The organism is Sphingomonas phyllosphaerae FA2 (assembly GCF_000427645.1).
GTDB lineage: Bacteria > Pseudomonadota > Alphaproteobacteria > Sphingomonadales > Sphingomonadaceae > Sphingomonas > Sphingomonas phyllosphaerae.
On sequence record NZ_KE386571.1, the window covers coordinates 3,750,663 to 3,762,707 of the forward strand.

Genomic DNA, 12,045 nt, shown 5'->3' on the forward strand with positions numbered 1-12,045 from the left:
TAGGCCAGCTTAATTGACGCGATTAGGCGCTTAAAGCCGCATGGAGTTATCTGCCGCCTTCATCAATCTGATGAGGCGGGTGGTTGTTGGTACACGGCGTCACTCACCGGCTCGAGCCAGGCTACATTCTGTCCCGGCGCAGACTCGCTGACACCCACATGCGTCATCCCACGCGATGCGGACGCTCCATGCCAATGCTTCACGCCTGGCGCTGTCCAGACGGTATCGCCACGCCGGATCTTGCGAACTTGGCCTCCCTGGACCTGGACGAGCCCCTCTCCTTCGGTGACCACGAGCAGCTGACCGAGCGGATGGGTATGCCAGTTGCTACGTGCACCAGGCTGAAAGGAAACGGTCGCGCCGCCAAGCCGCGCGCCACCACTGCCGTTAAAGGCAGACGTGACCGTGACACGCCCCGTGAAATTTTTGGACGGGCCCTGCCGCGGCTCGGCCGCAGGAGGGATGACCCGCAGCGCTTCACCGCTCGCAGGCGCTTCGGGGGAATGTGCTGTCGCTTTTGCCGCGACCGCAACCGCAGCCATCGCCTTGGGCCATCCAGCATAGAAGGCCAGATGAGTGAGCGCCTCGTTGACCTGCTGAGGTGTTAGGCCGTTCTCAATCCCGCGCTGAATGTGGAAGGTGAGCTGGTCCGCGTCGCCGGCTGCACCGAGGGCTGCGATCGTAACGAGACTACGGTCCCGCGCTGCGAGATCTGGCCTGCGCCACAGGTCAGCAAATAGAACATCATTGGTCAGCGCCGCAAGCTTCGGCGCATTCGGCGCGACACTCGCGTCGACCATGCTCTTTCGTGTCGCCTCCGATGCGGGCACCGGCAGCGGCGCCGCGCTGGTTCGCACGCTGGCGGGATCGACCCCGCGTGCCCGAAAGACGCGATCGACAACCTCCAGCGAGGAAACTGCACTCGGCCATCCACTGTAGAAAGCTAGATGCGTCACCAGACCTGCGATCTCGCCCGGGCGAACGCCGTTATCGAGCGCGCGCCCTAGATGCCCTTCCAGCTGCGCAGTCTTGCCCGTTGCAATCAGCGCCGCGACCGTCACAAGGCTACGATCGCGAGGGCCCAACTCGGATCGTCGCCACACGTCGCCGAACAGTACCCGGTCGGTGAAGTCCGCGAGTGTTGGCGTCCAGCGCTGCATCAGGGGCGGTGCAACTGACCGCGGCTTTGCTTCCTGGGCGCCCGCGGATGTCGCGATTAGCACAACCGCACTGGTAGCTAGGGTGAGCCTCATGATCATGTCCTTTCGTATCCGGGTCATGATCAGGCGTCCGCCATTTCCTGCTTCAGCGAAGCCATGTCGATCACGTAGCGGAAACGAACATCGCCAGACTTCACCTTCTTGTAGGCCTCGTTGATCTCCTGGATCGGAATAATTTGAATATCGGGAGCGACGCCATGCTCGGCGCAGAAATCGAGCACCTCCTGTGTTTCGGCAATGCCCCCGATCGAGGAACCGCTCAGCGTCTTGCGGCCCATGATGAGCTGCTGGTTACTGTATCCGGGCATCTGGGCAAGCGCGCCGACCGCGACATAGCTGCCGTCGCGCTTCAGGAGCGGGATAAAGGGGTCGACCTTGTGCCCCTCAGGGATCGTCGACAGAATAAAATCGAACTGCGCTTCGAGCGCTTCCATGGCGTCCTTGTCGCTTTGGAGCACGCCCCTGGTGCCCAGCTTCTCGGCCTCCGCGATCTTCTCCTTGGTGGTGGTGAACACCGTCACCTCGGCACCCATCGCGCGGGCAAGCTTGACCGCCATGTCTCCCAGTCCGCCCAAACCGACGATGCCGACCTTGTCGCCGGATTTCACCTTCCAGTGGCGCAGTGGTGAGTAGGTCGTGACGCCGGCGCATAGGATCGGTGCAGCGGCTTCGACCGGCAGTGCTGCCGGGATCTTGAGGACAAACTTATCCTTCACCGTCAGTGAGGTGGAGTAGCCGCCGTAGGTGTTGTCGCGGCCGTACATATTGGTGCCGGTCTTCGCCATCGCAGCGGGCTTCATCGGGCCGTTGTAGGTCGCTAGGAAGGCGTTAGGACCTTCACAATACTGCTCCTCGCCCGCGTGACAGGAGGAGCATTCCTGACAGCTATCGATCATGCAACCAACGCCGACGAGGTCGCCGACAGCATGTTGCGAGACGCTGCCGCCCACGTTGGTGACACGCCCAACGATCTCATGTCCAGGAACGCACGGGTATACGGTGTTGCCCCAGTCGTTCTCCGCCTGATGGACGTCCGAGTGGCACACGCCGCAATAAAGCACGTCGATCTCGACTTCGTCCGCCCCGGCTTCGTGACGCTCGAACTCGAGCGGCTTCAGGCGGGAAAAGGAATGCTTGGCGGCATAGCCGAGAGCTTTGATCATGGCCCGAAGTCCTGTGCTGACATGGTAAGATGCCGGCTTGCGTAACCGGCTATGATCGACAAACGCGTCAGCATCTCATGCCGCTCATGCCCGAACCTGCATGTAGTTATCTGCCATGTTCATTAATTCGCCTCCACGGGGCGGATCATGACAAAATGGGCCGCGTCGCCGGGGAGGGCGACGCGGCCGTTCGACCGGTACAGGGGGAGAGTCCGGCCGAAGAGGGTTAGGCGGCCTCCGCCATGTCGAGTGACGCCATGTCGATGACGAAGCGGTAACGCACGTCGGAGCGTTCCATCCGTTCGTAGGCGTGGTTGATCTCGTCGATGCGGATCATCTCGACCTCGGGAAGGATGTTCTTCGCCGCACAGAAATCGAGCATTTCCTGCGTCTCGGCGATGCCGCCGATGGGAGACCCCGCTACCCGTCGCCGGCCAAGCAGGAGCGGAACCGTGTTCATCTCCGCCATCGGGCCGATCTGGCCGACAAGGCACAGCGTACCGTCCACATCAAGAAGCGGCAGGTATGGATCGAGCTCGTGCTTCACCGGCACCGTGTCGATGATGAGGTTGAAGGTGGAGGCAGCCTCCGCCATCGCTGCATCGTCGCTGGATACGAGGAACGCGTGAGCGCCGAGTTCCTTCGCGTCCGCTTCCTTATCCGGCGACCGGCTCATCACCGTAACGTGTGCTCCCATCGCTGCGGCAAGCTTGATCGCCATGTGCCCAAGACCGCCCATGCCGATGACGCCAACACGGCTACCTTCCGCGATGCCCCACGTGCGCAGCGGCGAATAGGTGGTGATCCCGGCGCACAGCAGCGGCGCCGCCTTGGCAATGTCGAGGCTGTCGGGCATTTTGAGCACGAATTCCTGGCGTGCGACAATGTGCTTCGAATAGCCGCCCTTGGTCGGTTCGCCCGTCACGCGGTCGGTACCGCCATAGGTGCCGGTGTTGCCTTCGCGGCAGAGCTGCTCTTCGCCCTTCTTGCACTGGTCGCAATGCTGGCAGCTATCGACCATGCACCCAATGCCGACGATGTCGCCGACCTTGTGCTTGGTCACGTCGGAGGCAACCTCGATCACGCGTCCAACGATCTCGTGACCGACGACCGTCGGATAGGTCGTCCAGCCCCAGTCATTGCGCGCGGTGTGCAGGTCCGAATGACACACGCCGCTGTAGAGGATTTCAATCGCGACGTCGTTGGAGCGCAGCTCACGCCGGTCGAAGTGGAACGGCGCGAGATGACCGCTTGTGTCCTGCGCAGCATATCCGATTGTCTGCATGATCGTCCTTGAAGAGAGAGGCGCGAGATCAGGCGTCCGCGTCCGCGAACGCCTTACGAAGAATGGGAATAGCCGAGTTGGCGACTGGCCAGCCGGCGTAGAAGGCGAGGTGGGTGACCGCCTCGACCAGCTCGTCACGGGTCACACCGTTGGCCAGCGCGCGCGCGAGGTGACCGGGCAGCTCGTTGTGGCGGTAGGTCGCGATCAACGCGGTGACAGTGACCAGGCTGCGGTCGCGCTTTGACAATCCTGGCCGTTCCCACACCTCGCCAAAAAGGACACGATCGCTCAAGTCGGCCAAGCCCGGCGACACGTCGCCATAGGCTTTCTGCGCGGCGCTCTGCTCCTCGACCATCAGCGTGCGCTGCCCGTATAATCGGCGTCGGAGACCTTCTCCATCCAGTCGACTGCCTTGCCGTCCTGCATCTCGGCTATCGCGATATGGCTCATGGCGTTCTCGGGTGCAGCACCATGCCAATGCTTCTCGCCCGGTGCGAAGAAGACGACGTCCCCCGGACGCACCTCCTCAACCGGGCCACCGTCGCGTTGAACGCGGCCTAGGCCAAACGTAATAATGATCGTCTGACCAAGCGGGTGAGTGTGCCATGCAGTGCGCGCACCAGGCTCGAAGGTGACCGTTGCGCCGCTAAGCGCCCCGCTACCCTTGAAGGGCGCGTCGGTGCGGACGGTGCCGGTAAAGTAGTCCTCCGGGCCTTTGCCCGAGGGCTGTGACCCACTGCGCTTGATGTCCATGCCGATCTCCAATCTGATCAAACATGTAAGCGCGACCGCGACCAGCGATTAGGCGCTAGAAACGGCATGGACTTATCCTTATGGTTCATGAATGCAGCGCGAAGATCTTGTAGACCTCAACGCCTTCATGGCCGTCGCGGAGGAGCAGAGCTTCACCAAGGCGGCTGCGAAGCTCGGCACCTCACAATCCGCGTTGAGCCATACGGTTCGACGGCTCGAAACACGTCTCGGCGTGCGCCTGCTGACACGAACAACGCGCAGCGTAGCGCCCACAGCGGCGGGCGATCGCCTCCTCGCCACGCTCGGACCAGCATTCGACAACATCGGGGCAGAACTCGCGTCGCTAACGGATCTGCGGGACAAGCCTGCTGGAACGATCCGGATCACCACGTCCGAGCACGCTGCCAACACCGTGCTCTGGCCGATTATCGAGCGTTTTCTTCCCGACTACCCGGATATCCATGTCGAGCTGAGCATCAACTCGGGCCTGGCAGACATCGTAACCGATCGGTTCGACGCCGGAGTCAGGCTGGGCGAGTCAGTTGCCAAAGACATGATCGCGACGCGCATCGGGCCTGATCTGCGCATGGCTGTGATCGCGTCTCCCGAATATTTAGCACGCAATCCCGCTCCGCTCACGCCGCAGGACCTACCACGCCACAACTGCATCAATCTTCGCCTGTCGACGGCAGGCGGGCTGTATGCCTGGGAACTCGAGAAGGACGATCGAGAGGTTCGCGTTCGGGTCGACGGCCAGCTGACCTGCAACAACATCGCGCTTATCACCCGCTCCGCCATGGCCGGGTTGGGACTGGGCTACGTGATGGAGGACACCGTCGCCGATCACCTGAAGGATGGTCGGCTCGTACAGGTGTTGCAAGAATGGTCTCAGCCGTTTCCTGGTTATCACCTCTATTATCCTAGTCGTAGGCAGCCATCGGCGGCCTTTGCGCTTCTGGTGGACCTTTTGCGCTATCGGGTGTGATATAAATCACCCCACCTACGGAGCGGCGAGATAAGGCTCCGCCGACTGCCACCGCTCACCTCATGCCCATCCGGCCGCGATCTTTGCGAAGGTGGTCACGGCATTGCCGCCCTTCGTTTCGATCCGGAGACTGAGACCTCGAAGCTCACTCGGCGGAGCAGCATTGGCCGAATTGCCGAACGCAGAACCTAATTGCCCCACGTACGGTTCGGCCGGACATACTCTAAGCGCACCGGCATAAAATCGATCAATGGCGGGATTTCATCCGTGCCGGGGTAGGGTAGGGGAGGTCGACGCCACCTCAGATGCGGACTGTCCGCTTCCGTCCAAACCGGGAGGCTCGAGCGGGTGATCCGCATCCCCGAAAGAAGCCGTCCGTTCAGCGCGCTCATTCCCGTTTCTCCATCCTCAAAGGGCGATTTCGAGAAAGAGCAATTGGGAGAGGTCCTGGGAAAGCGGACTCCGCAGGCGGCCGTCAGCGTGGTAGGCGCGGCGGTATCCCCATTACCGTTCGTGTTTGGGGAACTTCCGTTCACGCGATGTCAGTAGTGGTCGCCGCGATGCTGAGGCGAGATCGCGTGAAGTTGCGAAGCCTTCCCGTTCACCGTGGCGCCGGCCTGATGCACATCGGGGAATGCCTGATCGCACAGGGCGAGCGGAAACGGCAGCTCGGGCTCCGACAGTTCGTCCAGCTTGCCGATCTGGTCGGCCGTCAGGTCGATATCGAACGCACGGACATTGTCCTCGAGTTGCACCATGGTTCGAGCGCCCATGATGGTCGACGCGACGTGGGGCCGCGACATGACCCAAGCTAGGGCGACCCGGGCGACCGAAGCACCGTGCGCGTCGGCGAGACGCCCGAGTTCGTCGACGATGTCGAAGAGCTTTTCGGTCATGCCGGGGCCGCTCTTGGCAGCCCGACCCTCCGTCGCCTGCCCTTTGTTGGTGCGCGTGTATTTACCGCTCAGTTGCCCGCCCGCGAGTGGCGACCAGGGAACGACGCCCATGCCCAGCTCTTGGGCCATCGGGATCAACTCCCCCTCCACCGTACGCTCGGCCAGGGAGTATTCGATCTGGGTCGCGATGAACGGCGCCCAACCGCGGAATTGGGCAATCAGTTGCCCTTGCGCAGCCTTCCAGGCCGGTGTGTCGGAGACGCCGACGTAGCGAACCTTTCCTGCCTCGACGAGCGAGTGCAGCGCCGCCATCGTTTCCTCGATCGGCGTGTTCACGTCCCAATTATGCAGCCAGTAGAGATCGATGTAGTCCGTCTGGAGGCGACGCAGGCTCTGCTCGCAAGCAGCGACGATCGACTTGCGGCTCGAACCACCGCCGTTGGGATCCCCCGGGTATAGGTTGCCGCTGAATTTGGTCGCTATGACGAGACGGTCGCGCTTTTCGCGATCATGGGCGATGTGGTCGCCGATGATCTTCTCCGAATGCCCCTTGGTGTAGATGTTGGCGGTGTCGATGAAGTTGCCGCCGAGGTCGACGTAGCGGTCCAGGATGGCCGTCGAGTCCTCCACGCTGGAACCCCAGCCAAGATCCTCCCCAAAGGTCATCGTCCCGAGTGCGAGGGGACTGACCCGAAGTCCGGACCGACCGAGAGTGACGTAGTGGTCGAGCGCCATGGCATTCCTATTCATGTTTGATGCGGGAAACGCCTTCGATCAGCTAAGCGAGAGAAGCTGATCGGGCGCATAGAGCGCGGCCCTCACCGCTAGTTGCGGCGAGGGCCGGGCGGGTCGATCAAGCAAGCGCCTTACGGAAGTGCGCGGCAATCCGATCTGCGGACTGACGCACCGTCTCGGCGTTGTCGTAGAAGTCGAAATGCTTGCCCTCGGCCCAGTGCAACTCCTTAGGACCGGCCAGCGCACCGTAAGCCTTGCGCGCCTGATCCGGGAAGGCGGCGCCGTCAGAGTGTATGATGAGCGCAGGGGCTTTGACGGAAGCCGCCTGGCTGATCGGATCGAACTCCAGCCAGCTTTCCCAGCCCATCACGGCGAACTCGTTTCGCCATGGCCGGACGCCGCCACCACGCGTCTTATCCATGTAATATTCGCTCGCGCTGGCGCTCACGGCTTGCTTGTTGCCGGGATCGTAAGCCGTCACGATGTCGATGGCACCGGTTTCGTCGTACCGCTTCCGCGCAGCGCGGCTGACGGCCTTACGCTGAGCGATGACCTCCTTGCCCATCGTCTTTTCCATGAACGATGGTTCGCCGAACATGCCGGCAGTGGCCGCAATGGCACCGACGTTCGGGTCCTTTGCCGCGGCGTACATGATCGTTCCGCCCGAGGTGCAGACGCCGAGCAGGCCGGTGCCGGAAACGTCAGGGCGCTTCTTGAGAAACCGGAGAGCAGCCGACAGGTCCTCGGCCTTTGACGCCTGATCCTCATACTGCCGCTCAGCGCCAATGCTTTCGCCATAATTGCGGTAGTCAATCGACAGCGCAATGACCCCCCGGCGCGCCAACTCGCCTGCGTAAAGGCCGCCCATCATCTCCTTGACCGAGGTGAGCGACCCACCCACCGCCACCGCCGGGTAGCGACGCGAGGGATCATGGCCTTCGGGAAGGTACAGGTTACCGACCACGAAGCCGTCACCGCTTGGGAAGCTGACCCTCTGTGGCTTTGGCTCGCTGCGCTCCGTAAGCGTCTGTGACATGGCGTTTCCTATGCTGAGAATGGCTGCGCTGGCACCGGCTCCGATGCCGAAAGCCCGCCGTGTGAGCATGGTCGACAATGGCGAACTCCCCTGATGCAATACGCAGAAGAGGTGGTGAACCGCACCAAACTTGATAATACGGCTAATGTTTGAAGCCGTTTCAAGTGAGGCTTTATAATGAGAGCTGACCTATTTGACGGTGTTTTGGTTTTCACGCGTGTCGCTGAACGGCGCAGCTTCACTGCCGCGGCTAAGGAGCTGGGGATCACCCCCGCAGCTGTAAGCTGGAGCATCAAGAGCTTGGAAAAGCGCGTCGGTGCGCCGCTGCTGACCAGAACCACACGTTCGGTCGGGCTGACCGAGGCAGGTGAAATGTTCCTGGAGCAGGCGCGGGTGGGAGTGACGCATGTGCAGGCTGCCGTCGAGGCGGTGCAGCGGATCGGCGCGACTCCTCGGGGCCTGCTGCGTCTCAGCGTGCCCTATGTCGCGCACACGGCCTTGGTGCCGTTACTGAAGGGCTTCGGTGACGCCTTTCCTGAGATTGAGCTGGAGTTGACCTTCGAGGACAGATTCGTGGACGTGGTGGCGGAGGGTTACGACGCCGGCATCCGGATCGGCGAAATGATCGCTCAGGAGATGATTGCCGTTCGTCTCACGCCTCCAAGTTTAAAGGTGGTCGTCGGCTCGCCGGCCTATTTTGCCGAACGCGGCAGGCCGGAGCGACCCGAAGCGCTTCAGCACCATTCCTGTATTCGCGCTCGCCTAATGGACGGATCGTTGCATCGCTGGGGATTTGTCGAGGATGACGCAGAGGAGCAGCGGACGTTCTCGATCGCGGTCGATGGACCGTTGATCGTCAACGGACCGGCGATGTGCGTGTCCGCCGCCCTATCCGGTGTTGGCCTCACCTACATCACGGGCGACGCCGTCCGCCCCCTGATCGGGGAAGGGCGGTTGGCGACCTGCCTTGAACCGTTCCTGCCCGAGAGCCCCGGATTGTTCATCTTCTTCCCGAACCGCGAGCATGTGTTGCCGAAGCTTCGAGCCTTCATCAACTTTTGCACATCATCATCTGGTCTGACCAGGTGACGGCCGCCAGACCCGGCATTGCATTGACGGATTACCGCCTATCGTGACCTGAAGCGAGCTTTTGCAGCCTCGGTGAACGGCATGAAGATGCTCACGGCCGAGCCTTCCGGATCACGGACCTGAAAGGTGCGATTGCCCCAAGGCAGTAGCTTGGGTTCATGCACCAGTTCGGCTTTACCGTTCAGGCGATCAAAGACTGCATCTACGTCCTCGACCATGAACTCCAGAATGGCCGTGCGATTTGATCCGGGCTCCGCGCTGCCCTCTGCGAAGGCCGCCACAGTTTCCGCGCCGCCAATTGCGAGTGTGGCAGCCGGCGTGACGATCTCTGCAAACTGAGGCGCGAGCCATTCGGCGGTTTGATCGGTGACCAACTCGTAGAACGTAACCATCGCCTTGATGTCGGCGGCAATCAGGCGGACGGAAGAGAATTTCATTATGACATCCTTGTTGGCGGCTTGTGCGTGAAAGGCCTTTACCGCACCACTGCTGACAGCGTTGTGTCAGTAGGAGTCACCAGGAGGTGCGCCGCACCGATCGCCTGTTTCAAATTATCCAGCTCCTTCGGCGGTCGACGCGGCCCGTGACCGGCGCCGCCTTGGCGGCTGAGCTAGAGGTATCCACGCGGACGCTGTATCGCGACATGGCCGAACTCATGGCGCAGCGGGTGCCGATCACGGGCGAAGCAGGCCTTGGGTATCTGTTGGCGGCTGATTACGACATGCCGCCACTGATGCTCACTCAGGTGGAGTTGGAAGCGATCGTCCTTGGTGCGCAGTGGGTCGCCGGGCGCGATGATCCACTTCTTTCCCCTGCCGCGAGCGATGTCTTGGCAAAGATCACGACGGCTGTTCCGGCGCATCTCCGACCGTTTGTCATGGCGCCGAGTACCGGCGTGCGACCGGGCCTTGTTCCGGTAGAGGAGGTTGTGGACATGGCAACGCTCCGTAATGCGATCCGCTCATGGTCGAAGCTACGCCTTCTCTACCGCGCCCAGGATGGCGAGAAGAGCCAGCGAACGGTCTGGCCCATCGTGTTGGGTTATTCGGATGACAGTCGCATCCTGATCGCATGGTGCGAGGAGCGCCAGGGATTTCGTCACTTCCGCACCGATCGGATGTTGGCTGCGGAACCCCTGGGTCGGCCCATCCCAAAGTCGAAAGGCAATTTGCTTCGCAAGTGGGAGGAGTGGCGAGCCGCCGAGCTTGCCAGAAACGAAGGGGAGGCTGCCCCGATGAACCGTCGGTTGTAGAACGGAGACCAGCAGTGGACTGGAACGGGCCGATCGTCGTGCCGGCTGCTCATACGACGGAGACAAGAAGCAGATCTTCAACCTCGATGAAGCTTCTGAGGTGCCGTTTGGTAGGGTGCGGTATGGTCCTCCAGGACTTTAGGCGGACCAACGAGCCAATCCGCGTCGAATCTCAGACGTTCCTTTTAGACGCAAACCGGACCGGGCAAAGTATGCACAGGGAGGGTATACCCAAAACGTACCGGCACAAAATTGATCAGCGGCGCGGTTCAAGCCGAGCAAGGGTAGGGCAGGGGGCCGACCGCACTCCAGAAGCAGACCTTCCTTCAGATACCGACCTTGATCGCCGGCTGCCGCGATAAGCTCGATGGGCTGCCTACAGTGCCCGCCATGCCGAGACGATCACGCATGAAGCGCGATGATGAAATTGACGCCTAGCTGATTTATCAAAATCTCATGTTATATCCAAATCTCAGAGAGAAATGTCGGCGGTTTAAACGAGCGACTGGCTTACCTCCTCCTCAATCCAGTCCGCCAAAACTGCGGCGATGTCGTCGCTGTTGCTCTCGAAGAACATTAGGTGGCCGTTGCCATTGATGCCGACGTCGGGGAGCCAGATCGTCGTGGCTGTGCCACCATGCTCCGTCACTTGGTCAGTAAGCGTGGTGCCAAGCTTGCCCGCGTGTCCGGTGTTAGAATGATGCCCTGCCGCGCTGTTGATGTTGAGGACCGGGATGCCTGCGTCTGCCAATGTAGCGGCAAGGTCATGGTGTGCGCTGATCGGCCCGTTGTCGAACCAAGTGTCTGGTTCAGGGAAACGCGGTTCTCCGCTGTACCCATCGAGCAGGACGAGGGCGCGGAAGAGCTCCGGGCGTTGTAGCGCGAGGCGTTGCCCCATGCCGCCACCCATTGACCAACCAACGAAGACTGCCGGGCCTTCCATCCGGTTCACCGCTTCCAGCACGCCAATGAAAGTAGCGTCGAGTACGTCCCGGGGCATGGGTAGATTCGGTGTCAGCGTTGAGAGCAGTAGACGTCGCGCGTCCTTATGCGTCGGCATCTGGTTGCCCTGGCGCACACCGTCGCCAGCGACGCCCCATTCCGGTCCCATGTTCCATGCCGACCAGGCGCTGGAGTCCTGCCCCGGCCAAAAACCCTCGTCGACCGGGAACGCACCCTCGATGACGGTTGCGTCCCGATCGATGTCATCCGGGTTGAAACCTGCGCGACCCGTGCCGGGCGGGTCGACGATGAACACCGGGAAGCCGCGCCGGACGAGATACTGCGCCCAGCCTTCGTTGCCCTCGGCGTTGCCAAGCCAGGCATTGGCTCCGAAATAGTTGTGCGTCAGGATCACGGGGGGCTTGTTCAGCGCACGGTCCTCGGGAATGAAATACTCCACATAGGCGTGATTGCGCAGGACATGCGCGTTCGCGCTGCCGCCCTTGCGGGTCGTGATCTCGCCTCCGGCGATGAACGATCCGAACGTCTTCAACTTCATGGTTTTTCCAATCATCTTCGACTGGCAGCGATCGCCTCAAGCCAGGGCGCCTTCCAGTCTCAATCTCGAGACCCGTATTGGCTTGGATTGGCGGTGGGCCTAGCTGGCCACGTCGTTTACCTGTTAGTCA

Annotated in this window: 12 protein-coding genes; 3 read left to right on the plus strand and 9 right to left on the minus strand. The window is 61.6% G+C overall.

Translation table 11 applies throughout. From position 1 onward, the window contains the following. Positions 1–62: 62 nt before the first annotated feature. The 5 genes from SPHPH_RS20255 to SPHPH_RS0118120 form a co-directional block, all read right to left on the minus strand. Entirely contained in the window at positions 63–1,259 is a 1,197-nt protein-coding gene (locus SPHPH_RS20255) for a (R)-mandelonitrile lyase (protein ID WP_238303217.1), read from the minus strand. Positions 1,260–1,282: 23 nt separating this feature from the next. Beyond that, the gene (locus SPHPH_RS0118105; protein ID WP_028967954.1) at positions 1,283–2,383 is read right to left on the minus strand and encodes an NAD(P)-dependent alcohol dehydrogenase; all 1,101 of its coding nucleotides are present in this window, start codon (positions 2,381–2,383) and stop codon (positions 1,283–1,285) included. Between the two features lie 226 nt (positions 2,384–2,609). Further along, positions 2,610–3,668: an NAD(P)-dependent alcohol dehydrogenase gene (locus SPHPH_RS0118110; protein WP_028967955.1), complete on the minus strand. Its 1,059-nt coding sequence runs from the start codon at positions 3,666–3,668 to the stop codon at positions 2,610–2,612. A 28-nt stretch (positions 3,669–3,696) separates the two neighbouring features. Next, the gene (locus SPHPH_RS0118115) at positions 3,697–4,023 is read right to left on the minus strand and encodes a carboxymuconolactone decarboxylase family protein (RefSeq protein WP_028967956.1); all 327 of its coding nucleotides are present in this window, start codon (positions 4,021–4,023) and stop codon (positions 3,697–3,699) included. Further along, positions 4,023–4,421: a (R)-mandelonitrile lyase gene (locus SPHPH_RS0118120; protein WP_028967957.1), complete on the minus strand. Its 399-nt coding sequence runs from the start codon at positions 4,419–4,421 to the stop codon at positions 4,023–4,025. Before SPHPH_RS0118120 ends, SPHPH_RS0118115 begins: the two co-directional genes overlap by 1 nt. A gap of 91 nt (positions 4,422–4,512) precedes the next feature. On the opposite strand from SPHPH_RS0118120, the gene SPHPH_RS0118125 reads away from it, so the two are divergent. After that, the gene (locus SPHPH_RS0118125) at positions 4,513–5,406 is read left to right on the plus strand and encodes a LysR family transcriptional regulator (RefSeq protein ID WP_028967958.1); all 894 of its coding nucleotides are present in this window, start codon (positions 4,513–4,515) and stop codon (positions 5,404–5,406) included. Positions 5,407–5,948: 542 nt separating this feature from the next. Here SPHPH_RS0118125 and SPHPH_RS0118130 read toward each other — a convergent pair. Beyond that, positions 5,949–7,037, minus strand: coding sequence for an aldo/keto reductase (locus SPHPH_RS0118130; protein WP_028967959.1), 1,089 nt, complete (start codon positions 7,035–7,037; stop codon positions 5,949–5,951). 118 nt (positions 7,038–7,155) lie between these two features. After that, a complete protein-coding gene (locus SPHPH_RS0118135) occupies positions 7,156–8,151 on the minus strand; it encodes an alpha/beta hydrolase (protein WP_202900680.1) in 996 nt (331 codons plus the stop codon). 99 nt (positions 8,152–8,250) lie between these two features. Between SPHPH_RS0118135 and SPHPH_RS20260 the strand changes: the two genes are divergently transcribed. Beyond that, positions 8,251–9,162 carry a LysR family transcriptional regulator gene (locus SPHPH_RS20260; protein WP_037488846.1) on the plus strand — a complete coding sequence of 304 codons (912 nt, stop codon included), beginning with the start codon at positions 8,251–8,253 and terminating at the stop codon, positions 9,160–9,162. A gap of 38 nt (positions 9,163–9,200) precedes the next feature. Here the strand turns inward: SPHPH_RS20260 and SPHPH_RS0118145 are convergent, their stop codons facing one another. Further along, positions 9,201–9,599, minus strand: a complete 399-nt coding sequence (locus tag SPHPH_RS0118145) for a VOC family protein (RefSeq protein ID WP_028967961.1) — start codon at positions 9,597–9,599, stop codon at positions 9,201–9,203. A gap of 86 nt (positions 9,600–9,685) precedes the next feature. Between SPHPH_RS0118145 and SPHPH_RS0118150 the strand changes: the two genes are divergently transcribed. Next, positions 9,686–10,414, plus strand: coding sequence for a helix-turn-helix transcriptional regulator (locus tag SPHPH_RS0118150; protein WP_028967962.1), 729 nt, complete (start codon positions 9,686–9,688; stop codon positions 10,412–10,414). A gap of 493 nt (positions 10,415–10,907) precedes the next feature. Here the strand turns inward: SPHPH_RS0118150 and SPHPH_RS0118155 are convergent, their stop codons facing one another. Further along, the gene (locus tag SPHPH_RS0118155; protein WP_028967963.1) at positions 10,908–11,915 is read right to left on the minus strand and encodes an alpha/beta fold hydrolase; all 1,008 of its coding nucleotides are present in this window, start codon (positions 11,913–11,915) and stop codon (positions 10,908–10,910) included. Between the last annotated feature and the right edge of the window lie 130 nt (positions 11,916–12,045).